Annotated in this window: 19 protein-coding genes; 14 read left to right on the top strand and 5 right to left on the bottom strand. The window is 58.0% G+C overall.

The annotated features are described in order from the left end of the window. From IBX51_RS07645 to IBX51_RS07625, 5 genes are all read left to right on the top strand, one after another. Nucleotides 1–390 (top strand): SPOR domain-containing protein (locus IBX51_RS07645; RefSeq protein WP_291830389.1); only part of this gene is annotated, 390 nt, incomplete at its 5' end. Nucleotides 391–567: 177 nt separating this feature from the next. Continuing rightward, complete coding sequence (gltB, locus tag IBX51_RS07640; protein ID WP_291830388.1) at nucleotides 568–5,022, top strand: glutamate synthase large subunit; 4,455 nt, start codon at nucleotides 568–570, stop codon at nucleotides 5,020–5,022. Nucleotides 5,023–5,101: 79 nt separating this feature from the next. Continuing rightward, entirely contained in the window at nucleotides 5,102–6,520 is a 1,419-nt protein-coding gene (locus IBX51_RS07635; protein ID WP_291830387.1) for an FAD-dependent oxidoreductase, read from the top strand. A gap of 125 nt (nucleotides 6,521–6,645) precedes the next feature. Next, the gene (gene hemE / locus IBX51_RS07630; protein ID WP_291830385.1) at nucleotides 6,646–7,710 is read left to right on the top strand and encodes a uroporphyrinogen decarboxylase; all 1,065 of its coding nucleotides are present in this window, start codon (nucleotides 6,646–6,648) and stop codon (nucleotides 7,708–7,710) included. Nucleotides 7,711–7,996: 286 nt separating this feature from the next. Next, nucleotides 7,997–8,365, top strand: coding sequence for a PilZ domain-containing protein (locus tag IBX51_RS07625; RefSeq protein ID WP_044387473.1), 369 nt, complete (start codon nucleotides 7,997–7,999; stop codon nucleotides 8,363–8,365). A 184-nt stretch (nucleotides 8,366–8,549) separates the two neighbouring features. Here the strand turns inward: IBX51_RS07625 and radA are convergent, their stop codons facing one another. Next, the gene (gene radA, locus IBX51_RS07620) at nucleotides 8,550–9,932 is read right to left on the bottom strand and encodes a DNA repair protein RadA (RefSeq protein ID WP_291830381.1); all 1,383 of its coding nucleotides are present in this window, start codon (nucleotides 9,930–9,932) and stop codon (nucleotides 8,550–8,552) included. Further along, on the bottom strand, nucleotides 9,932–11,593 hold the full coding sequence (gene ettA / locus IBX51_RS07615; protein WP_291830379.1) for an energy-dependent translational throttle protein EttA: 1,662 nt from the start codon (nucleotides 11,591–11,593) through the stop codon (nucleotides 9,932–9,934). Before ettA ends, radA begins: the two co-directional genes overlap by 1 nt. Nucleotides 11,594–11,967: 374 nt before the next feature. Here ettA and glyA point away from each other — a divergent pair, with 374 nt between their 5' ends. The 8 genes from glyA (at nucleotide 11,968) to IBX51_RS07575 (ending at nucleotide 18,581) form a co-directional block, all read left to right on the top strand. Further along, a complete protein-coding gene (gene glyA / locus IBX51_RS07610) occupies nucleotides 11,968–13,221 on the top strand; it encodes a serine hydroxymethyltransferase (RefSeq protein ID WP_291830376.1) in 1,254 nt (417 codons plus the stop codon). Between the two features lie 74 nt (nucleotides 13,222–13,295). Then, nucleotides 13,296–13,814 (top strand): transcriptional regulator NrdR, encoded by a 519-nt coding sequence (nrdR, locus tag IBX51_RS07605; RefSeq protein ID WP_291830374.1) that lies wholly within the window; start codon nucleotides 13,296–13,298, stop codon nucleotides 13,812–13,814. Beyond that, nucleotides 13,811–14,926 carry a bifunctional diaminohydroxyphosphoribosylaminopyrimidine deaminase/5-amino-6-(5-phosphoribosylamino)uracil reductase RibD gene (gene ribD / locus IBX51_RS07600; protein ID WP_291830372.1) on the top strand — a complete coding sequence of 372 codons (1,116 nt, stop codon included), beginning with the start codon at nucleotides 13,811–13,813 and terminating at the stop codon, nucleotides 14,924–14,926. The genes nrdR and ribD overlap by 4 nt, the downstream gene beginning before the upstream one ends. A 63-nt stretch (nucleotides 14,927–14,989) precedes the next feature. Beyond that, nucleotides 14,990–16,105 carry a bifunctional 3,4-dihydroxy-2-butanone-4-phosphate synthase/GTP cyclohydrolase II gene (gene ribBA / locus IBX51_RS07595; RefSeq protein WP_291830370.1) on the top strand — a complete coding sequence of 372 codons (1,116 nt, stop codon included), beginning with the start codon at nucleotides 14,990–14,992 and terminating at the stop codon, nucleotides 16,103–16,105. A gap of 48 nt (nucleotides 16,106–16,153) precedes the next feature. Next, a complete protein-coding gene (ribE, locus tag IBX51_RS07590; protein ID WP_291830369.1) occupies nucleotides 16,154–16,630 on the top strand; it encodes a 6,7-dimethyl-8-ribityllumazine synthase in 477 nt (158 codons plus the stop codon). Continuing rightward, the gene (gene nusB, locus IBX51_RS07585) at nucleotides 16,630–17,106 is read left to right on the top strand and encodes a transcription antitermination factor NusB (protein WP_291830367.1); all 477 of its coding nucleotides are present in this window, start codon (nucleotides 16,630–16,632) and stop codon (nucleotides 17,104–17,106) included. Before ribE ends, nusB begins: the two co-directional genes overlap by 1 nt. Nucleotides 17,107–17,109: 3 nt before the next feature. Beyond that, complete coding sequence (gene thiL / locus IBX51_RS07580; protein WP_291830364.1) at nucleotides 17,110–18,060, top strand: thiamine-phosphate kinase; 951 nt, start codon at nucleotides 17,110–17,112, stop codon at nucleotides 18,058–18,060. Then, entirely contained in the window at nucleotides 18,057–18,581 is a 525-nt protein-coding gene (locus tag IBX51_RS07575; RefSeq protein ID WP_291830362.1) for a phosphatidylglycerophosphatase A, read from the top strand. Before thiL ends, IBX51_RS07575 begins: the two co-directional genes overlap by 4 nt. Nucleotides 18,582–18,631: 50 nt before the next feature. Here IBX51_RS07575 and IBX51_RS07570 read toward each other — a convergent pair whose 3' ends face one another. Continuing rightward, on the bottom strand, nucleotides 18,632–18,835 hold the full coding sequence (locus IBX51_RS07570) for a DUF6316 family protein (protein ID WP_291830360.1): 204 nt from the start codon (nucleotides 18,833–18,835) through the stop codon (nucleotides 18,632–18,634). Nucleotides 18,836–19,046: 211 nt separating this feature from the next. Between IBX51_RS07570 and IBX51_RS07565 the strand changes: the two genes are divergently transcribed. Continuing rightward, nucleotides 19,047–19,694 carry a DUF2057 family protein gene (locus IBX51_RS07565; RefSeq protein ID WP_291830358.1) on the top strand — a complete coding sequence of 216 codons (648 nt, stop codon included), beginning with the start codon at nucleotides 19,047–19,049 and terminating at the stop codon, nucleotides 19,692–19,694. A gap of 36 nt (nucleotides 19,695–19,730) precedes the next feature. Here the strand turns inward: IBX51_RS07565 and IBX51_RS07560 are convergent, their stop codons facing one another. Then, nucleotides 19,731–21,257 (bottom strand): wax ester/triacylglycerol synthase family O-acyltransferase, encoded by a 1,527-nt coding sequence (locus tag IBX51_RS07560; RefSeq protein WP_291830356.1) that lies wholly within the window; start codon nucleotides 21,255–21,257, stop codon nucleotides 19,731–19,733. Nucleotides 21,258–21,342: 85 nt separating this feature from the next. After that, a complete protein-coding gene (locus IBX51_RS07555) occupies nucleotides 21,343–22,263 on the bottom strand; it encodes a LysR substrate-binding domain-containing protein (RefSeq protein WP_291830353.1) in 921 nt (306 codons plus the stop codon). Nucleotides 22,264–22,390: the final 127 nt, after the last annotated feature.

The raw sequence follows: 22,390 nt of genomic DNA, 5'->3' as shown, positions 1-22,390 counted from the left end.
CCAGAGCCAGAGCCAGAGCCAGAGCCAGAGCCAGAGCCAGAGCCAGAACCAGAGCCGGAACCAGAGCCGGAACCAGAACCAGAGCTAATACCTGCCTTCATGCCGGAGCAGCCAGCGTATTTTGTATCGTTGGACGAGCTCAGATTGCGGGAGGGCTGGACCCTGCAGTTAGTCGCCGGTAATCGTGAAAGGACCGTGCTTAATGTGCTGGAGCGGGCACCGGAGGGTGCCCTGCTCAGCTACACTCTCGGTGAGCGCCAGGGGCAGCCCTGGTTTATGTTGGTGTATGGCCAGTACACCAGTTATGACGTTGCGCGCGAGGCGGCAGGGCGGTTGCCTGCTGCGCTTGGCGTGGGAGAGCCCTGGGTGCGGTCTTTTAAAAGCTACTAACCGCACTATTTTGGTGCGAAAAAGAGCTTGTGTGGCCCCGATGTAACGAAAAAAATTGTATACGTAGTTTCACGTGTGTAAAATCGCTTCCCCCTTTTTTTGGTGTCAGTGCATTTTTTGCACTTAATTGGTGCAAACTTGGCTGACGGTAAAGCATTCACACGCGAGAGAACGCTTATGACAACAGGCTTGTATCATCCCGATGAGTTCAGGGACAACTGTGGTTTTGGCCTGATTGCCCACATGAAGGGCGAGGCGAGCCATAGGTTGTTACAAACCGCTATCGAGTCACTGACGTGCATGACGCACCGGGGCGGCATCGCCGCCGATGGCAAAACCGGTGATGGTTGTGGCTTGCTTCTGCAGAGCCCCAAGGCCTTCCTCAATAAAGCTGCTGAGGCAGCGTTCGGCAAAAAACCTGGCGACTTATTTGCAGTTGGCCAGGTTTTTTTAGCTCAGGACGAAACCAAAGCCGCCGCCGGCCGCGCCGCTATCGAGAAACGCCTGGTTGAGCAAGGGCTGGAAATCATGGGCTGGCGGGATGTGCCGGTTGATGACAGTTGTCTGGGGCCCATGGCGCTGGACTGCCTGCCGCGTATTGAACAGGTCTTCGTGGAGCCCGCGGGCAAATCGGAAAAAGAATTCGCCATCGGCCTGTTTGTCGGTCGTCGTCATGCCGAACGTGACAGGGCCGAAGCAGAAGATTCCGAGTTCTACATCTGTAGTCTCTCGCACCGCACGCTGGCCTATAAGGGCCTGATGATGCCGGCCGACCTGGCCAATTTCTACAAAGACCTGGGCGATCCGGACCTGCAGACCGCGATCTGTGTATTCCATCAGCGTTTTTCGACCAACACCATGCCCAAGTGGCCGTTAGCGCAGCCGTTCCGGTTCCTGGCGCACAACGGTGAGATCAACACGGTGGATGGTAACCGCAACTGGGCCATTGCCCGGGCCGCCAAGTTCAGCTCGCCGGACCTGCCGGATCTGCAAACCCTTCAGCCGCTGGTCAACCTGACCGGGTCTGACTCCTCCAGCATGGATAATATGCTGGAGGTACTGCTGGCCGGTGGTGTCGATCTGTTCCGGGCGGTGCGGATGATGATCCCGCCTGCCTGGCAGAACGTGGACACCATGGACTCCCAACTGCGAGCGTTCTACGAATACAATTCCATGCACATGGAGCCCTGGGATGGTCCGGCTGGCCTGGTCATGTCGGATGGCCGCTACGCTTTGTGCATGCTCGATCGCAACGGTCTGCGCCCGGCGCGCTGGGTGGTGACCAAAGATGATTTCATCACGCTGGCATCGGAAGTGGGCACGCACGGCTACAAGCCGGAAGATGTGGTTGCGAAGGGTCGGGTTGGGCCCGGTCAGATGTTGGCGATTGATACCGACACCGGTGAAGTCTTGCATACCCGGGACATTGATCGGCGTTTGAAAACAGCCCAGCCCTATAAGCGGTGGCTGAAAGAGAACTCGCTGCGGGTTGAATCCACGCTCAATCAGGCTATGCCTGAATTCAAGCTGATGGAGCCTGACGAGCTGCTGGTTCACCAAAAGATGTTCAGCATTTCATTTGAAGAGCGGGACCAGGTGTTGCGCCCTCTGGCAGAAAGCGCCCAGGAGGCTGTGGGCTCCATGGGGGATGACACTCCAATGGCAGTGCTCTCCAGCAAGGTTCGGCATGTGTCGGATTATTTCCGCCAGAAATTTGCGCAAGTGACCAACCCGGCGATCGACCCGCTGCGTGAAACCATCGTGATGTCTCTGGAGACCTGTCTCGGTGTTGAGAAGAACGTCTTTGAGGAAACGCCTGCCCACGCAAACCGGATCATCCTGACCACCCCCGTGCTGTCGCCGACCAAGTTCCTGAAGCTCAGCAACAACGATCGCCCTGGCTTTGAAGTGGCCAAAATTGCCATGAGTTACCGCCCTGAAGAAGGTCTGGAACAGGCTGTTCGCCGGATGTGTGACGAGGCTGAGAAAGCTGTCCGGGATGGCAAGGTGCTGTTGATTCTCAGCGACAAGGATCTGGTCGAGGGCGAACTGCCAATCAACGCGATGATGGTGACGGGTGCCCTGCACCATCATTTGGTCGAAAAAGGTCTGCGGTGTGATTCCAACATTATCGTCGAAACTGGCTGGGCGCGAGACCCGCATCAGTTCGCCGTGCTGTTTGGCTTTGGCGCGACGGCGGTTTACCCGTACCTTGCCTATCAGGTTATGAATGATCTGATCCGCACGGGTGAACTGTTGATGGATCCCATTGAGGCCAAGAACAATTACCGCAAAGGTATCAACAAGGGCCTGTTGAAGATTCTGTCCAAGATGGGCATTTCTACTATCACGTCTTATCGCGGTGCACAGCTCTTCGAGGCAATCGGTCTGGCAGACAATGTGGTTGACCTCTGCTTTAAAGGCGTACCCAGCCGTATTCAGGGTGCCGATTTCTTTGACTTTCAGCAGGACCAGGAGCAATTGGCCTCGGTTGCCTGGAAACCACGCAAGCCATTATCACCAGGTGGCTTGCTCAAGTATGTCCATGGGCAGGAATATCATGCCTTCAATCCTGACGTGGTAGGTAAGCTGCAGGATGCCGTGATCAGCGGTAACTATGGCGTTTACATGGAATACGCCGGGCTGGTTAACGAGCGGCCTGTGGCGACCCTTCGGGATTTGTTGGTTTTCAAGAAGAACATTAAGCCGATTGATCTGGCCGAGGTAGAGCCGGTAGAAGCGATCTTTCCACGTTTTGACTCCGCAGGTATGTCTCTTGGTGCCTTGTCGCCAGAGGCCCACGAAGCATTGGCTGTCGCCATGAACACGCTGGGTGCGCGCTCAAACTCTGGTGAAGGTGGTGAGGACCCGGCTCGACACGGCACCAACCGCCGCTCCAAAATCAAGCAGGTTGCCTCGGGTCGCTTTGGCGTAACGGCGGAATATCTGCGCAGTGCCGATGTCATGCAAATCAAGGTGGCTCAGGGCGCCAAGCCAGGTGAAGGTGGCCAGCTGCCGGGAGGCAAGGTCAACGATCTGATCGCCCGGTTGCGCTACTCGGTGCCGGGGGTAACCCTGATTTCACCGCCGCCGCACCACGACATTTATTCCATTGAGGATCTGGCTCAGCTGATCTTCGACCTGAAGCAGGTAAACCCGGAAGCGCTGGTGTCGGTAAAACTGGTATCCGAGCCCGGTGTTGGAACCATTGCGGCTGGCGTGGCCAAGGCGTATGCCGATCTGATTACCGTGTCGGGCTACGATGGCGGTACAGCGGCCAGCCCGCTGACGTCTATCCGCTACGCGGGCTCTCCCTGGGAGCTTGGCTTGACAGAAACCCAGCAGGCGCTGCGCGCCAACGATCTGCGCGGCAAAATCCGCCTGCAGACAGACGGCGGTATTAAAACCGGTCTGGATGTGGTCAAGGGTGCCATTCTGGGTGCCGAAAGCTTCGGCTTCGGTACCACACCGATGGTGGCTCTGGGCTGTAAATACCTGCGGATCTGTCACCTGAACAACTGTGCGACCGGTGTTGCGACCCAGAACGACTACCTGCGGGAGGAGCACTTCAAAGGTACGGTTGAAATGGCCATGAACTTCTTCCGCTTTGTGGCAGAAGAAACCCGTGAGTGGATGGCTAAGCTGGGCGTGCGCACTCTCGAAGAACTGGTGGGGCGTGTTGACCTTCTCGAGCGCTTGCCGGGTAACACGGAGCGCCAGAAGAAGCTCGACTTGTCGCGCCTGCTGCAGAACGATCACATCCCGGCAGATAAACCCCAGACCTGCCGGGTTGAGCGAAACCAGCCGTTTGATGAAGGCAAGCTGGCAGAGCAGATGGTGAAAGACACTCTGGCCGCTATCACCGAGAAGTCCGGCGGTGCCTGGAGTTACAAGGTAACCAACTGCGACCGCTCAATCGGTGCGCGCCTGTCCGGTGAAATCGCCGCGTTGCACGGCAATCAGGGCATGGCCGATGCGCCAATCACTCTGGATCTGACGGGTACCGCGGGGCAGAGTTTTGGTGTCTGGAACGTTGGTGGTCTGAACCTGATTCTGGAAGGCGACGCCAATGACTACGTGGGCAAAGGCATGACCGGCGGCAAGCTGGTCATCAAACCGCCCCGCTGCAGCGAATTCAAGACCCAGGAAACCTCGATTGTGGGCAACACCTGCTTGTACGGCGCAACTGGTGGCAAAATGTTTGCGGCTGGTACTGCCGGCGAGCGTTTTGCCGTCCGCAACTCTGGCGCTCACGCAGTTGTTGAAGGCGCAGGCGATCACTGCTGTGAGTATATGACGGGTGGCCTGGTGACGGTTCTTGGCGCGACTGGCTCAAACTTCGGTGCCGGCATGACCGGTGGTTTTGCCTACGTGCTTGACCTGGACAACACCTTCGTGGACAAGTACAACCATGAGTTGGTTGAGATCCAGCGTATTTCACGGGAAGACATGGAAGCCTACCGAAACCACCTGCGCGGTGTGATCCGGGAGCATATTTCCGAAACCGGAAGCGCCTGGGCAGAGCACCTTCTTGAAGATTTCGACGACTACATTGGCCGGTTCTGGCTGGTCAAGCCTAAGGCCGCAAATCTGCGCAGCCTGCTGGCAAGTACCCGCGCCCGCCCGGAATAAGGTTCCGGTAGAGAGTGATTGATGGGCTGTACCCGGTGGGTGCAGCCCCCGTCGACATCGAGCTGATGAGAGTAGCAATATGAAAGAACGTCTCAACAATGACTTTCAGTTTGTGGAAGTCGGGCGGGTTGATCCCAAGAAAGTGCCTGCCAAGAAGCGTAAAAAAGAGTTCGGGGAAATTTACCACCCGTTCACAGAAACCCACGCAGCATCCCAGTCCCATCGCTGCCTGGAGTGCGGCAATCCCTATTGTGAGTGGAAGTGCCCGGTGCACAATTACATTCCGAACTGGCTCAAGCTGGTGTCGGAAGGCAACATCATGAAGGCGGTTGAGCTATGCCATCAGACGAACTCTCTGCCCGAGGTTTGTGGTCGAGTGTGCCCCCAGGACCGGTTGTGTGAAGGTGCCTGTACCCTGAATGATGGCTATGGCGCGGTCACCATTGGTTCGGTTGAAAAGTACATCACCGACACCGCCTTTGCGTTGGGCTGGAAGCCCGATATGTCCAACGTCAAATGGACCGACAAGAAAGTGGCTGTGATTGGTGCCGGCCCGGCCGGCCTCGGCTGTGCCGACGTGCTGGTGCGTAACGGCGTTAAGCCGGTGGTCTTCGATATCTACCCTGAAATCGGCGGCCTGCTGACCTTCGGTATCCCGGAGTTCAAACTGGAAAAGTCCGTGATGTCTCGTCGCCGCAAGGTGTTCGAGGAGATGGGCGTTGAGTTCCGGCTGAACACCGAAGTGGGCAGAGACGTTCCGCTCAAGAGCATTCTTGAAGAATTTGATGCGGTATTCATGGGTATGGGTACCTACACCTACATGAAGGGTGGCTTCCCGGGTGAAGATCTGCCAGGGGTTTATGACGCTCTGCCATTCCTGATTTCTAACGTGAACCGTCGCCTCGGTTTTGAGAAGAAAGCGGCGGACTTCATTGATATGAAAGACAAGCGGGTGGTGGTTCTGGGCGGCGGCGATACCGCGATGGACTGTAACCGCACGTCGATTCGCCAACAGGCAGAGAGCGTGATTTGTGCCTACCGCCGGGACGAGGCGAACATGCCAGGTTCGCGGCGCGAAGTATCCAACGCCAAAGAAGAAGGTGTGAAGTTTCTGTTCAACCGCCAGCCGATCGCGATCATCGGCGAAGACCGGGTAGAGGGCGTCAAGGTTGTCTCCACCCAGCTGGGTGAGCCGGATGAAAACGGACGCCGCCGCCCGGAGGTGGTCGCAGGCAGCGAAGAAGTGATTCCTGCCGATGCCGTTCTGGTGGCTTTCGGCTTCCGCCCGAGCCCGGCTGATTGGTTTAATGAGGTCGAGGTAAATACTGACGACTCTGGCCGGGTGACTGCCCCGGAACAAACCGAGTTTCCGTTCCAGACCAGCAATCCCAAGATCTTTGCCGGTGGTGATATGGTGCGCGGTTCTGATCTGGTGGTAACGGCCATCTGGGAAGGCCGCCAGGCCGCCGAGGGTATTCTGGACTACCTGGACGTATAAACCTGAGTTGATCAGGGTCAGAAGGGCGGCTTGCCAAGAGTAAGCTGCCCTTTTTTATTCGTACAAACGGGGTATCATTGCACCCCATTGTCTCTGACCATTTACCGACGAGAACGGGAACCCTTATGACTGAGTTGAAAAATGACCGCTTCCTGCGCGCCCTGATGCGCCAGCCTGTGGACCGCACCCCGGTATGGATGATGCGCCAGGCCGGTCGCTATCTGCCGGAGTACCGTGCTACCCGGGCCAAGGCCGGTGATTTTCTCAGTCTGTGCAAGAACACCCCGCTCGCCTGTGAGGTTACCCTGCAGCCCCTGGAGCGCTATCCTCTGGACGCGGCCATTCTGTTTTCTGACATCCTGACCATTCCCGATGCGTTGGGTCTGGGCCTGTATTTCGAAACCGGCGAAGGCCCGAAATTCCGTAAGGTGATCCGTTCCGAGGCAGACGTGGACGCTTTGCCGAAAATGAACGCCGAGTCGGATCTGGACTACGTGATGAACGCGGTATCCACCATCCGCCGCGAACTGAACGGCCGGGTGCCGCTGATTGGCTTCTCCGGCAGCCCTTGGACTCTGGCCACGTACATGATCGAGGGGGGCTCTTCAAAGACGTTCTCGGAAGCCAAGAAGCTGATGTACGGCCAGCCCGAGGTGATGCACCGGTTGCTGGATCACCTGGCGGATGCGGTCATCGATTATTTGAACGGCCAGATCAAGGCCGGTGCCCAGGCGGTGCAGATTTTTGATACCTGGGGCGGCGTGTTGACCGGCTGGGCCTATGAGGAATTTTCCTTGCGCTACATGAAGAAGATTGTGGCGGGACTGATTCGTGAAGCCGAAGGCCGGCGGGTGCCTGTGGTGCTGTTCACCAAGAATGGCGGTCAGTGGCTGGAGTCGATTGCAGACTCTGGTTGCGATGCCGTAGGTCTGGACTGGACCACGGATATCGGCAATGCCCGTGCCCGTGTGGGCGACAGGGTAGCGTTGCAGGGCAACATGGACCCGGCGATGCTGTATGCGCCGAAGGCCCGGATTCGTGAGGAAGTGGCGGACATTCTGAAGCGCTACGGCTCTGGCTCAGGGCATATTTTTAACCTTGGGCATGGGATCACGCCGGATGTGGACCCGGAGCATGCGGGGGCCTTCATCGAGGCGGTTGTTGAGCTTAGCGGGCAGTATCACCAATAGGTTCGAGTTTGTGCTTTGTTTACTCCTAGCCTGCGGGCTTTGGAGTAGGCAGGGTGGCGATAGGGCCTCCAAAAAAACGCTACGAGCTCATCCCTGAGCGCTTCGCTCCGGCCATCCATGGCCTCCGAGATTTTTTGGAGGCCCTATCGCCACCCTGCAGCCCAACGTTTCGGGAATATCTTAAGCCCTCGGGAGCGAAGCTCTCGTTAACCACTCCTCGCTGTACTCCCTTTTATGTCCGGTCTATAGTCATAGAGAGTAATGACCGTCGAGCCGGAGCTGCCCCTTGTCTACCAAAACATCCGAAAAACGCCGTTTCCACCGAATCAATTTTGACGCACCTTGTGAGCTGCACTGTCAGGATCAAGTGTGGTCGACGGAGGTGTTGGATATTTCTCTGAAAGGCGTTCTGGTTCAGCGACCGGACGGCTGGGCTGTTCCGTTAAACAAGCCTTGCGAGCTGGTGGTGCACCTGAACGAGCGTGAAGCTGCGATTGTTATGGCCGTGGAGCTAAAGCATGTCGAGGATCAGCGGCTGGGGTTTCGGTGTCAGTACATTGATCTTGAGAGTGCCACGCATCTGAAGCGCTTAGTGGAGTTGAACTTAGGCGATCAGGCTTTGTTGGAGCGAGAATTTGCCCATTTGATCGATTGAGTTTGTGGCGGACAACTCCAAAGGCTGGGTGGCTATTGCTGGGACTTCCTTCCAAAAATCTCGGAGGCCATGGATGGCCGGAGCGAAGCGCACATGGATGTGCTCGTAGCGTTTTTTGGAAGGAAGTCCCAGCAATAGCCATATGCACCGCAGCGAGCAAGCTAGAGAGGAAAAGAGAGAAACCCTAAAGCTCCTCCAAAGCCGAAAGTGCATCCGAAAGTTTGGTCACCGGAATCACCTTCATGCCCTCCACCGGTTTGCGGGGGGCGTTGGCTTTGGGTACCAGGGCTCGGGTGAAGCCGTGTTTGGAGGCTTCGTAAATGCGCTCCTGGCCGCTGGGTACGGGGCGGATTTCGCCGGACAGGCCGACTTCTCCGAAAATCACCAGGTCCTGGGGCAGGGCGCGGTTGCGGAATGAGGAGACGACCGCGGCCAGCAGCGCCAGGTCGGCGCTGGTCTCATTGACTTTGACGCCGCCCACCACGTTCACAAACACATCCTGATCGGCCACGTGCATACCACCGTGGCGATGCAGAACCGCCAGCAGCATGGCCAGGCGATTCTGGTCCAGACCGACGGCGACCCGTCTGGGGTAGCTGCCCTGGGCCATGTCCACCAAGGCCTGGATTTCCACCAGCATCGGCCGTGTGCCTTCCCATACCACCATCACCACGCTGCCGGGCGCGGCTTCTTCGCCGCGGTTCAGGAAGATCGCGCTGGGGTTTTTCACTTCCTTCAAACCCTGCTCCAGCATCGCGAACACGCCCAGCTCGTTGACCGCACCAAAGCGGTTCTTGATGCCGCGCAAGGTGCGATAACGGCTGTCGCTGGAGCCTTCGAGCAGGATTGAGCAGTCAATCATGTGCTCAAGAACCTTCGGGCCGGCCAGGCTGCCGTCTTTGGTAACGTGGCCGACCAGAAACAGAATGGTGCCGGTCTGTTTGGCAAAGCGGGTCAGGTAGGCCGCGCTTTCGCGGACTTGCGACACGGAACCCGGTGCGGATTCGATCTCGGCCACGTGCATTACCTGGATACTGTCCACCACCAGAATCCGGGGTTTCTCGGCTTCGGCCACCTGCATCACCCGTTCCACGCTGGTTTCCGAGAGCATTTTCAGGTCTTTAGTGGGCAAGCCCAGGCGCTTGGCGCGCATCGCCACCTGTTGCAGGGATTCCTCACCGGTGACGTACAGGGCAGGGTGTCGGGCCGCCAGTTGGCACACGGCCTGGAGCAGCAAGGTACTCTTGCCGGCGCCCGGATGGCCACCCATCAACACCGCCGAGCCTTCGATCAAACCGCCACCCAGTACCCGGTCGAACTCCTGCATGCCAGTGCTGATGCGGGTCTGTTCGGCCAGGCTGACTTCGTCCAGACTTTTGACTTCCGAGAGACTGCCGGCGTAGCCCTCAAAACGGATGCCGCGCACGCCCTTGGTGCTGTTGCCGCCGGAGACGCCACGCACTTCGCTGATGGTGTTCCAGGCCTGGCAGGCCGTGCACTGGCCCTGCCATTTGGAATAATCCGCACCGCATTCGGTGCAGACGAAGGCGGTTTTGGCTTTTGCCATTACGCCAGCTTCTTGTATTTCATGCGCTTGGGCTGCATGGCAGATTCCCCTTTGCGCTTCTTGAAGTCGGCGTCGTAGTCGGTGAAGTTGCCTTCAAAGTACACCACCTCGCCATCGTCCTCGAACGCCAGAATGTGGCTGGCGACACGGTCGAGGAACCAGCGATCGTGCGAGATCACCAGAGCGGAGCCAGGGAAGTTCAGGATGGCTTCTTCCAGGGCGCGCAGGGTTTCTACGTCCAGATCGTTGGTGGGTTCGTCCAGCAGCAACACGTTGCCGCCCTGTTTCAGCAGCTTGGCCAGGTGCAGACGGTTACGCTCACCACCTGACAGGTCACCCACCCGTTTTTGCTGGTCGGTGCCCTTGAAGTTAAAGCGGCCGACGTAAGCTCGGGACGGGGTTTCGTAGTTGCCCACCTTGATGATGTCGTTGCCGTCGGACAGCTCTTCCCACACGGTCTTGCTGCCGTCCAGATCGCGCATCTGATCGACGTAGGCCAATTCCACCGTTTCACCCACAGTGATGGTGCCGCTGTTTGGCTGGTCCATGCCGGCGATCATCTTGAACAGCGTGGATTTGCCGGCACCGTTACCACCGATGATGCCCACGATGGCGCCGGGCGGGACACTGAAGGAGACGTTTTCGTACAGCAGGCGGTCATCGAAGGCCTTGCTGATGCCGTCCACTTCGATCACCTTGCCGCCCAGTCGTGGCCCGGGTGGGATATACAGCTCGTTGGTTTCGTTCCGCTTCTGGAATTCCTGAGAGCTCATTTCCTCGAAGCGGGACAGCCGGGCCTTGCTCTTGGACTGGCGGCCCTTGGCGTTGGAGCGCACCCACTCAAGTTCCTGTTTGATGGCTTTCTGGTGAGAGGCCTCTTGCTTGGATTCCATCTCCAGACGTTTTTCTTTGTTCTCCAGCCACTGGCTGTAGTTGCCTTCAAACGGAATGCCGTGGCCACGGTCCAGTTCGAGAATCCAGCCGGCGACGTTGTCGAGGAAGTAGCGATCGTGGGTGATGGCGACCACGGTGCCGTCGTAATCGTGCAGGAAGCGTTCCAGCCAGGCCACAGATTCAGCGTCCAGGTGGTTGGTGGGCTCGTCCAGCAGCAGCATGTCGGGGCCGGACAGCAGCAGGCGGCACAACGCCACCCGGCGGCGCTCGCCGCCGGACAGTACTTTGACTTTCTGCTCCCATGGCGGAAGGCGCAGGGCGTCTGCCGCGATTTCCATCTTGCGCTCAATGTCGTGGCCGTCTGTGGCCTGGATAATGGCCTCCAGTTCACCCTGTTTCTTGGCCAGGGCATCGAAATCGGCATCCGGTTCGGCGTAAGCGGCGTACACCTGGTCAAGTTCAGCCAGCGCGTTGTGGACGTGGGCAACGGACTCGTCCACGATTTCCTTGACGGTTTTTTCCTCGTCCAGTTCCGGTTCCTGGGGCAGGTAGCCAACGTTGATCCCGGGCTGTGGACGGGCTTCGCCGATGTAATCCTGGTCTACACCCGCCATAATGCGGAGCAGGGTGGATTTACCGGACCCGTTCAGGCCCAGAACGCCGATTTTGGCGCCGGGGAAGAAGCTCAGGGAAATGTCTTTCAGGATCTCCCGCTTGGGTGGTACTACCTTGCCCACGCGGTTCATGGTGTAAACGTATTGGGCCATGTTGGCTTAAACCTCGTTGAGAACAGGTTTGTGAATTCTGACGCGGGTGGCGCGGGCAGCGGGGCAGGCCTTCAGGGATACGCTGTGAATACGTCCATGTACGCTCGTCAAAATCATCCCTGATTTTGACGATCCCTGAAGGCCTGCCCCGCCGCCCTCGATCTGACTGCGTACTTTTGATCCGGTAAGGTATCTAAACCGGTCAGGGATAGCAATTGAGCGAAATTTCGCACGGCCGGGGTGTCGGTATGTGCGGACGCATAAAGGATGATTTTTAACCCGCTTTCGCGATAGAATAGCGGCCCAAATTTTCAGGGGTTCTGGCATGCACAGCGCGTGGCCGGGCCAGCCATTCAGACAGGGGCAGCACACTGATGTTTAATCGTGATATGAAAATCGCCGGTTTCGATGACGAACTGTGGAACGCCATGCAGGCGGAAGAGACGCGCCAGGAAGCGCACATCGAGCTGATCGCGTCCGAGAACTACACCAGCCCCCGGGTGATGGAAGCCCAGGGTAGCGTGCTGACTAACAAATACGCCGAAGGCTATCCCGGCAAGCGCTACTACGGTGGCTGCGAATTTGTCGACATTGCCGAGCAACTGGCCATTGACCGCGCCAAAGAGCTGTTTGGTGCGGCTTACGCCAACGTGCAGCCGCACTCCGGCTCTCAGGCCAACTCCGCCGTGTTCATGGCGCTGCTGAAGCCCGGCGATACCGTGCTGGGCATGAGCCTGGCTCACGGTGGCCACCTGACCCACGGTGCCAGCGTCAACTTCTCCGGCAAGATTTACCATGCCGTGCAGTACGGCCTGAACCCGGAAACCGGCCTGATTGATTATGACGAAATCGAAGCCCTGGCGGTTGAACACAAGCCCAAGATGATCATTGCCGGCTTCTCTGCCTACTCGCAGGAGCTGGATTTCGCCCGTTTCCGCGCCATTGCTGACAAGGTCGGCGCTTACCTGTTTGTCGACATGGCGCACGTGGCCGGTCTGGTAGCCGCGGGCGTTTACCCGGATCCCGTGCCGCACGCGCACGTGGTGGCCACCACCACCCACAAGACCCTGCGCGGTCCCCGTGGCGGCCTGATTCTGGCCTGCAATGACGAAGACCTGCACAAGAAACTGAACTCGGCGGTATTTCCCGGTGGCCAGGGTGGCCCGCTGATGCACGTGATTGCCGCCAAGGCGATCTGCTTCAAAGAAGCGATGAGCGACGAGTTCAAGGCTTATCAGAAGCAAGTGGTGAAGAACGCCGCGGCCATGGCTGACGTGTTTATCGAGCGCGGTTTTGACGTGGTCTCCGGCGGCACCAAGAACCACCTGTTCCTGGTCAGCCTGATCAAGCAGGATATCACCGGTAAAGACGCCGATGCGGCTCTGGGCAAGGCCCACATCACCGTGAACAAGAACGCGGTTCCAAACGATCCACGCTCACCGTTCGTCACCTCCGGCTTGCGCATCGGCACCCCGGCGGTGACCACGCGTGGATTTGGAGAGGCTGAGTGTCGCGATCTGGCGGGTTGGATGTGTGACATTCTCGACAACCTTGAAGACGAAGCCGTCATCAGCCGCGTACGTGAGCAGGTCGAGGCGGTGTGCAACCGCTTTCCGGTCTACGGCTGAGCCGGGCACGTCTGAGCCTGCCCGGGCGCTCTGAAAGGAGCGCCCGGGTTCTTTCTTTCCGGAGCATCTGAACTATGCATTGTCCTTTCTGTGGTGAAGCGGATACCAAAGTGATTGATTCACGCCTGGTGGCCGAGGGTGACCAGGTTCGTCGCCGCAGGGAGTGCCTGTCTTGCCGTGAGCGCTTTACAACGTTCGAGACGGCCGAGCTGGTGATGCCCCGAGTGGTCAAACAGGATGGCACCCGTCAGCCGTTTGATGAGGAGAAGCTTCGGGCTGGCCTTATGAAGGCTCTGGAAAAACGGCCAGTAAGCATCGAGGCGATCGATGCGGCACTCAACCGGATTCGATACCGACTGCGGGCCACAGGTGAGCGGGAAGTCAAATCGATGCAGTTGGGCGAGGAGGTCATGACTGAGCTGCGTCAGTTAGACGAAGTGGCCTACGTACGTTTTGCCTCTGTTTACCGCAGCTTCCAGGATATTAACGAGTTCAAGGAAGAGATTGAAAAGTTGTCTCAGGGTAACAGCGACATGGCGGTTGATGTGGCCCGAGCCCTGGCCGACACCCAGTCGGATAAAGGCAAGGCATGATTTCAGACCGTGACTGGGCAATGATGGCGCGGGCTGTGCAACTGGCCTGGCGCGGTCGTTACTCCACTCATCCTAACCCGCGTGTCGGTTGCGTTATTGCAAAAGGCAATCGCATCGTGGGCGAAGGCTGGCATGAGCGCGCCGGTGAGGCCCACGCAGAAGTGCGGGCATTGAGTGAGGCGGGCCAGCAGGCCCGGGGCGCTACAGCATACGTTACTCTGGAACCGTGCAGTCACTACGGGCGGACGCCACCGTGTGCGAGAGCGTTGATTGATGCCGGTGTGGCCCAGGTATTTGCTGCGACCAAGGATCCCAACCCGTCGGTCTCTGGCCGGGGGCTGGATATGCTTCGGGAAGCGGGTATCAAAGTAACTGAAGGGCTGATGGCTGAGGAGTCTGCCCGCCTGAACCCGGGTTTTATGAAGCGCATGACGACCGGGCGGCCTTGGGTCCGGCTGAAAATGGCCGCGAGCCTCGATGGGCGCACGGCCATGGCTTCCGGCGAGAGTCAATGGATTACCGGCCCGGAAGCGCGGCGCGATGTGCAAAGGCTGCGCGCCATCAGTGATGCTATCCTGACGGGTGTGGGTACGGTGCTGGCGGACGATCCATCTTTGACCGTGCGTCGGGATGAGATGGGCGACATTGGCGAGGCTACAGACCCTTCGCGTCAGCCTTTGCGGGTGATCGCCGATCGGGATGCCCGCACACCGCCGACAGCCCGAATTCTTCAGGGCGGCAATGTGCAGGTGTTTTGCGCGAGCTCGGCCTTGCCGTCAGCACCTGCCCAGGATCTTGCGGCACTGGGTGTCAGCTTGACCGGCGTTGCCTGGAAAGATAACGGTGTGGATGTTTCAGAATTGCTCGATGCCCTCGGAGAGTTGGGTATCAATGAGTTGCTGGTGGAGGCAGGGCCAACATTGGCCGGAACTTTTATTCGTGAGCACCTGGTGGATGAGCTCTGGCTCTATCAGGCTCCCGTATTTCTTGGCAGTACCGGCAGGCCGACGGCCCACCTTCCGCTTGAAACCATGGCGGATAAAGTGCAATGGAGCGTGCTCGATCGGCGTCAGGTAGGCGAGGATCAACGCCTGATCCTTGGCCGCTGTTAATCACTCAATACATTCCCCTTGACCACTGGAAAGGTTGGCAAGGGTGACAGGATGCAGAATCGTATGGCACTGAACAGCATTGAAGACATTATCGAAGACATTCGTCAGGGCAAGATGGTTATTCTGATGGATGACGAAGATCGCGAGAATGAAGGGGATCTGGTGATGGCGGCGGAGTACTGCACGCCAGAGGCCATCAATTTTATGGCCCGTTTCGGTCGCGGCCTGATCTGTATGCCGATGACCCGTGACCGCTGCGAGCAGCTTGGGTTGCCATTGATGGTGCATCAGAATGCCTCTGGCTTTGGCACCAAGTTCACGCTTTCGATCGAGGCCCGTGAAGGCGTTACTACCGGCATTTCGGCGGCTGACCGCTCGCGTACAGTACAGGCGGCTGTTGCCCGGAACGCCACGGCGTCTGACCTGGTTCAGCCTGGTCACATTTTCCCGTTGATGTCTGACCCCGGCGGTGTGTTAAGCCGCGCTGGCCACACTGAGGCGTCCTGTGATCTGGCTGCACTGGCGGGTTGTGAGCCTGCCGGCGTGATCTGTGAGATCATGAATGACGACGGTTCCATGGCGCGTCGCGAGGATCTGGAAAAGTTTGCCGAAGAGCATGGCCTGAAAATCGGCACCATTGCCGACTTGATCCATTATCGCACCATGAACGAGCGCACCGTCGACTGTGTTGAAGAGCATGAGTTGGATACCGAATACGGTGTGTTTAGGCTGCACACCTACCGCGATAACATTCAGGGCGCGACCCACCTGGCCATGGTGATGGGCGATATCACGCCGGATGAGCCGGTTTTTGTGCGTGTGCACATCACCGATACGCTGCGGGATCTGTTGGGCGCTCGCCGCAAGGATTCACGCAGCTGGCCCTTGCACCATGCCCTGGAGAAAGTTGCCGAGGAAGGCTGCGGGGTGGTGGTGCTGCTGAACAGTGCGGAAGACAGCTACAACCTGGAAGAGCGGATTCAGGAATTTTACGACCAGGGGCCGACTTCGGCCGGCAAAGGCAGTTCCGGCGTGTACTTTACCGTGGGCACCGGCTCCCAGATCCTGAAAGATTTAGGCGTGGGTAAAATGCGCTTGCTGAGCCCGCCGATGAAATTCTCCGCCATCTCCGGATTTAATCTGGAAGTGGTGGAATACGTGCCTTATAACCCCAAATGATTAGCCTGGTTGCAGCCAAAGCTACTGCAACCCGTGAAGGAGCCCCAGATGGCCGATATCAAAGTAATTGAAGGTGATTTTACCCAGTGCGGTGGACGCTACGCGCTGGTTGTTGGCCGCTTTAACGGCTTTGTGGTTGAAAGCCTGGTGGACGGTGCCGTTGACACCCTGCTTCGCCATGGCATCTCAGCAGATGACATTACCATTGTCCGGGTGCCCGGCGCCTATGAAATGCCGCTGGCGGTCAAGCGTGTTGCTGAAACCACGGAGTACGATGCCATCATCGCTCTGGGCGCCGTGATTCGTGGTGGTACCCCGCACTTCGAATACGTCGCCGGTGAAGCCGCCAGTGGCCTGGGTGCGGTGAGCCTGGATTCTGACGTACCTGTGGCGTTTGGTGTGCTGACCGTGGATTCTATCGAGCAGGCCATCGAGCGCTCCGGCACCAAAGCCGGCAATAAAGGCGCCGAAGCGGCCATCACTGCCCTGGAAATGGTCAGCCTGTTCAAAAAGTTGGGTGAGTAATGAACGAAGCGGGTGATACCTTCCCCCAGTCGGGGAATACCAGCAAGCCAAAGGCCGGTGATCGTCGCCGCGCCAGAGGCCTTGCAATGCAGGGGCTGTACCAGCGGCACTTCAGCAAGTCGCCGATTTCGGATATTGAAGCCGAGTTCATGGTCGATAACGACATGAGCAAGGTTGATGTGATGTATTTCCGCGATGTTTTAAGGGGTGTGCACCGGGAACAGGCCGAGCTGGATAAACTGATCGAGCCCTACCTTGATCGGCCCCTGAAAGAAGTGGACCCGGTTGAGCTGGCCATTGTGCGCCTGGGTGCCTACGAGCTGAGACACCGCCTTGATGTGCCCTATAAGGTGGTGATCAACGAAGGCATCGAAATGGCCAAACGGTTCGGTGGCACCGAAGGCCACAAGTTTGTAAACAGTGTGCTGGACAAGCTAAGTCGTCGGCTGCGGCTGGCTGAGACCCGCCCGCGCTGATTCATGGGTGAATTCGAGCTGATCCGGCAGTATTTCCAGCCCCTGGCCGCCAAGGCCAGAACCGGTCAGCTTGTGCTCGGCCCCGGCGACGACTGCGCTATACAGCGTGTTCCGCCGGGTAGGGATCTTGTCTTCTCTGTGGATACCCTGGTTGAAGGTGTTCACTTTCCTTTGGATTACTCTTCTTCTCATCTTGGTTGGCGTGCGCTGGCGGTGGCGACTAGCGATCTGGCCGCCATGGGGGCGGAGCCTGTCTGCTTCACCCTGGCGCTGACCTTGCCGGCAGCGGATCCGCTCTGGCTATCCGGGTTTGCTGAAGGGTTGGCCAGAGCCAGTGAGGCATTTGACATCGCGCTTGCAGGAGGCGATACCACCCGAGGGCCACTGACCATCAGTCTCCAGGTGCACGGTACGGTAGCTACGGACAGGGCGATTCGCCGCTCCGGTGCTCGACCCGGCGATTTGATCTGTGTGTCTGGCCCGCTCGGCAGTGCCGGAGCGGCGCTCGACTATCTGGAGGATCCAGAGCCAGATAGTGTGCGCCAGGCGGTGTTGAGGCGTTATCATTTTCCTGAGCCGAGGCTGGCATTGGGGCAGTTATTGGCAGGTAAGGCCTCTGCGGCCATAGATATATCCGATGGTCTGCTGGCCGATCTTCAGCATATTCTGGATGCCTCGGCCGTGGGTGCCGATCTCGACGCTGGTACCATACCGATGATGCCCGAGTTACAGCAATTGCAGGGTGGCCAGGCGTTGAGCCTGGCGTTGACGGCCGGAGATGACTACGAGCTGTGTGTGGCGATAGCGCCCGATGTCTTGGCAGAGCTGGCGCCAGAGGCTCGGGCGGCGCTGACGGTTATAGGTCGGATTCGGAAAGCACCAGGCGTGCACCTGGCCGGGGCGAACCTGGCTGAGGTGCGCCCCGGGTTTGATCATTTTGGGAGAGTGGTTTGAACGATAACAACGTAACCCCTGAGCCAAAGGACCCCAAGGCGCCATTGCCGCCGGGGTTTCTTCGCAACCCGGTGCATTTCCTGGCCTTTGGTTTTGGTAGTGGCGCGATGCCAAAGGCGCCGGGCACCTGGGGCAGTGTGGCGGCTATTCCGGTGTGGTACACCTTTGCGTGGCTGCCCCCGGTGGCGTACTGGCTGGTTGTGCTGGCAGCGTTTCTGGTGGGTATCTGGCTGTGTGGAAAAACCGCAAACGACCTGAACGTTCATGATCACGGAGGGATTGTCTGGGATGAGTTCGTCGGTATGTGGATTGCGCTGGGTTTGTTCCCGGGTCAAATCATTGGCGTGCTGCTGGCGTTTGCACTGTTCCGGCTGTTTGATGTGGTCAAGCCCTGGCCGATCAGCTGGCTGGATGCCCGAATGCCCGGAGGGCTGGGCATCATGGTGGATGACGTTGTGGCGGGGATCATGGCCCTGGCCTGCCTCTGGGCCATCAATGTGTGGGTGGTGCCAATCATTTGAGGGGCAACACCCACTCGGTTAAGTTGCCGAGGCCGCCTGGGCCGCCGCTGTCAGTGAATCTGCTGTTCCTCCGGTAGCAGCTGTACAACATGCAGAAAGCGTTTAAGGCCAATTTCTGCCCGCTCGCGGGAGGCAAAGGGCCCGCTGTCAAAGCCTTCCCGGGTGGTGAAATACCATTTGCTGCCAACGCAGAAAAAACGACTGCTGCGAAAGGGAGCCGGGCCTTGTTCTCCGGTTCTGCGGTTAGTTTCCATGCTAGAACTCCTGTGCCCGCTTATTTTTTTCTTCTCGGGCGACGGATAATGTTTGCCGACCTGATTAAAATTAATCCAATTGCAGCCGAATTCAACATTTATTTACATTCTTTACGCATTGCTTGCCCCGCCTTGTTTGCGCAGTCAGAATGCTAGCAGTTCAAATACAGTGCTATAGGCCGCCTGGCCCCTTCAAGGAAAAGGAGTTGAAATGAGTATTCGTTACGTTTCGAGGGTTTTCACGTTGCTCGCCCTGACCTTGAGTTTTGCGGTGGCCGGATGTGCGTCATCGCTCACTCGCATTGACACTTGGCAAGGAAATCCAGCCGGTGCAGACACCCCGGCAGTGCTTAAGGCTCCGGGTCAGATTAACGTGACGACAGTCAATGGCCGAAGCGTGACCAATTTTCTGGTGAGCGACCTGGCCCTGGATTATGGCTTGTTGCCGGGTGAAAACGAGTTGGTGTTCACCTATAAGACGATATGGGCCCGTACCGGGGTTGTTCGCGATGGCGAATCCAAAGTTCACACTGTCGAAAGTGAGCGTCAGCGAGTGCGTTTTGATGCGCAGCCGGGGATGGTCTATCGGTTTGAATTTGACAAGCCCTCATCCCGACAGCAAGCCGAGGCAATGATGGAGGACTTCTCCGCGGCCATCGTTACTGAGGAGGGTGGCGTGGTTGCACGGTCTGTCTTGTGGGATGGCACCGTGGTAGATGCGCCGCGCACGGCACTGTCGTCATCGGCTGAAGGTTATGAGTCTGAAGCCGAGGACACTGCTCTGGATCGTCTGAAGTCCCTGTGGGGCGAAGCATCGGAAGAAGAAAAACGAACGTTCCTGCGCTGGGCATTCGAGTAATAACAGCGTTTGGCCGGGCAACGCTTGGCCAAACCCTCAGCGCCGGAGCTTTCCGATGCTGCCTTTCAATGTGTTCTCCAGAAACGTCAGTACCTCATCTGTCAGATTTTGAGAGCCATGTTCGTGTGGCTCCATTCCCTGATCGGGCCCCAGGTGCGATGTGCATTCTTCTATACTCTTCAGGCTCTCTTGCACCAGTCCCTCCAGGGATTCCCCTTCAGGCACAACATCTGGACATAAGGTGAAGTTCAGCGTTAGCTGGCCTTGATAGCTAACCGCTACGATCACCAGTCCCAGGCTGTCAAATAGGGGGGCTGTATTGTATTGGCAAGCCAGTCGGGCACCTTGTAGAAACAATGGCACCTGGGGACCGGGCACGTTGGTAATCGGCAGATTGAACAGCGGATGGTAGCGTTGAGCAACCTGAAACTCGGAATACAGTCGGGCAGAGAGTGCCAGCAGAGTCGAGGGTAACAGTTCGGTTAGCCGGTCTGCAGCAATGGCTTCCCGGTAGGGTTCTGACTCGACGGCGTTGCGGTGAATTCGCCGAATACGGGCTGCCGGGTTGGATTCGCAGGTAGCGAGGTCCAACAACATGGCAGACATCTGGTTGCCGGTTGCCCGGCGCAGGCTGCTGGAGCGCACAGAGATCGGGGTCATGGCGACCAGAGATTTGTTGGTGTCGCTGCCCTGCTGGTGCAGGTAGCGCCTTAAGGTTTCGGCGCACAGGCCAAGTACAACGTCGTTGAGCGTGACATCGCCCAGGCTTGCCTTGATGGCTTTCAGCCTTGAAAGCTGGATGCTGGCAGAGACAATGCGCCGGTTGGCGGTGATCTGCCGATTAAAAGGGCTGTGTGGTGCGGTAAAGAATGGCAGCGGTAAAGGCAGCTTCCGGAGCTGCTTTTTAACCAGGCCCTTGGCCGTGGCTTCTGCTGCGCTGTATGCAAGGGAGGCAACCTGCATGGGTGTCTTCAGTATGTTGGCTCCGGCCTGCAGGAAAACCCTTTCTTCTGAAGGCTCCGGCCGAGCCAGCCAGGCCCGTGGTGGCGAGATGGGCCGAGGCTCCGGCGTGTACTCCAGGAGCTTGCCCATGATTTCTTCACCGCTGAAGGCGTCAATGGCGGCATGGTGCAACTTTATGATCAGAGCAAAGCCTTCTTTACTACCCTCGGGGCTGTCGATCTGAAATCCATCTACAAACGTGATGTGCCACAGGGGGCGATCACGTTTGAGTGGTTCTTCGAGGATCTTGGCAGCCAAGGACATAAGACTGGTTTGTTTGCCATGCTCGCCCAGGTTTACGTAGGCCAGATGGCGTTCGATGCTAAAGCCAGCGTCGTCAATCCAATAGGGACGGCCCAGGCGCAGCGGGATTTCTTTCAGCTTTTGGCGGAACAGCGGGACCACATGCAACCGACTGCACAGGTAGGCGACAAATGTACTGAATGCCAGAGGCTTGTCCAGGCTGCTGGCATCGAACAGGTAAACACCGCCAATGTGCATCGGCGTGGTTTCCGACTCGAGATACAGAAACGAGGCATCCAGTTCCGACAGTTGACGCATTAAGCGCGCTCCCTTGTGTCACGTTATAATTCGCGGTTGAGTCAGTATATCCCGGCGCTGCTGTGTGCAGGTTGGCCAGGGTGCCTTAAATGCGCTCCGGCTGCAGCCAGTTCCGGATGCTTTGGTCTTCGCTCAAACGCCTCCAGAACCACATCAGGGCTTTGCCTTGGTCTTCACTATGGCGGGCCAGGTGAATACGGATGGGGGGACGCGGATCGTGTATTTCTTTAGTGATCAGTGTGCCCTGCTCCAGCTGCTCGCGGATTCGGGAAAGCGGCAGCCAGCCAACGCCGAGGCCCGCCTCCTGAGCGGCAATCTTCTGGTCAACGTTACTGACGGTGAGGGTTCGTTGTTGATGAAAGATGCCAGCATGCCCCGCCGGCAGGGCACGAGATGTGTCTGCGGCGACCGCAGCCGGGAATTGGGCGATGTCTGCTTCGGTTAGCGGGCCGGTTACATCGGCCAGCGGATGATTGGCGGCGACCGCGAACACAAAAGACACTTCGCCCAGGGCTTTGGTGGCGAATGCGCCTGCCGGCTTGCTGAGCTCGTCTGCGCCCACCACCATGTCTACCCGCCGGCTCTGCAGGGCGTCCCAGGCGCCGGCGAACACTTCTTCGATAATTTGCACGTCGACCGGCACGCCCAGTTGATAAAACTCCTCAATGGCCTTGAAAAGACAGTCACCAGGCAACAGTGAGTTAAACCCAATGCGAAGCCGAGTCTCCCAGCCCTGGGCAACCTGGCGGGTGGTATGGGCCAGATTTTCCGCTGCTTCGAGCAACGATCGCCCTTCATCCAGCAGGTACCGGCCAGCTGGAGTAAGCACTGCTTTGTGGCCTGTACGGTCAAAGATACTGACGCTCAGATCTTCTTCGAGCTTCTGAATCGTGTAACTGATGGCCGAAGGAACCCGGAACAGCTCGCCCGCAGCCCCGGCAAAACTGCCCTTGCGGTCAATGGCGTCCAGTACTTTGAGTGCATCTATCGTAATCGCTGTATGCATGTTCGAATAATCTGAAAGTGTCTGCCAGAAATGCTTGCTATCAGCCTAGCAGCCAACCCGCTAGCCTGTCTCTAAATTAAACGGGGTCAGACCCAAGTGCATTTCGCCCCGCCAAATGCACTTGGGT

The organism is Marinobacter sp., from assembly GCF_014859525.1.
Classification (GTDB): Bacteria; Pseudomonadota; Gammaproteobacteria; order Pseudomonadales; family Oleiphilaceae; genus Marinobacter.
Note: the sequence above shows the minus strand (reverse complement) of the source record. Positions and strands in the feature narration are given on the sequence as shown.

Coding starts and splice junctions, on each gene's coding strand:
- IBX51_RS07635 (WP_291830387.1), top strand. CDS start 5,102: ATGAAAGAACGTCTCAACAATGACTTTCAGTTTGTGGAAGTCGGGCGG.
- hemE (WP_291830385.1), top strand. CDS start 6,646: ATGACTGAGTTGAAAAATGACCGCTTCCTGCGCGCCCTGATGCGCCAG.
- glyA (WP_291830376.1), top strand. CDS start 11,968: ATGTTTAATCGTGATATGAAAATCGCCGGTTTCGATGACGAACTGTGG.
- gltB (WP_291830388.1), top strand. CDS start 568: ATGACAACAGGCTTGTATCATCCCGATGAGTTCAGGGACAACTGTGGT.
- IBX51_RS07565 (WP_291830358.1), top strand. CDS start 19,047: ATGAGTATTCGTTACGTTTCGAGGGTTTTCACGTTGCTCGCCCTGACC.
- ettA (WP_291830379.1), bottom strand. CDS start 11,593: ATGGCCCAATACGTTTACACCATGAACCGCGTGGGCAAGGTAGTACCA.
- nrdR (WP_291830374.1), top strand. CDS start 13,296: ATGCATTGTCCTTTCTGTGGTGAAGCGGATACCAAAGTGATTGATTCA.
- IBX51_RS07560 (WP_291830356.1), bottom strand. CDS start 21,257: ATGCGTCAACTGTCGGAACTGGATGCCTCGTTTCTGTATCTCGAGTCG.
- nusB (WP_291830367.1), top strand. CDS start 16,630: ATGAACGAAGCGGGTGATACCTTCCCCCAGTCGGGGAATACCAGCAAG.
- ribD (WP_291830372.1), top strand. CDS start 13,811: ATGATTTCAGACCGTGACTGGGCAATGATGGCGCGGGCTGTGCAACTG.
- radA (WP_291830381.1), bottom strand. CDS start 9,932: ATGGCAAAAGCCAAAACCGCCTTCGTCTGCACCGAATGCGGTGCGGAT.
- ribBA (WP_291830370.1), top strand. CDS start 14,990: ATGGCACTGAACAGCATTGAAGACATTATCGAAGACATTCGTCAGGGC.
- IBX51_RS07555 (WP_291830353.1), bottom strand. CDS start 22,263: ATGCATACAGCGATTACGATAGATGCACTCAAAGTACTGGACGCCATT.
- ribE (WP_291830369.1), top strand. CDS start 16,154: ATGGCCGATATCAAAGTAATTGAAGGTGATTTTACCCAGTGCGGTGGA.
- IBX51_RS07570 (WP_291830360.1), bottom strand. CDS start 18,835: ATGGAAACTAACCGCAGAACCGGAGAACAAGGCCCGGCTCCCTTTCGC.
- thiL (WP_291830364.1), top strand. CDS start 17,110: ATGGGTGAATTCGAGCTGATCCGGCAGTATTTCCAGCCCCTGGCCGCC.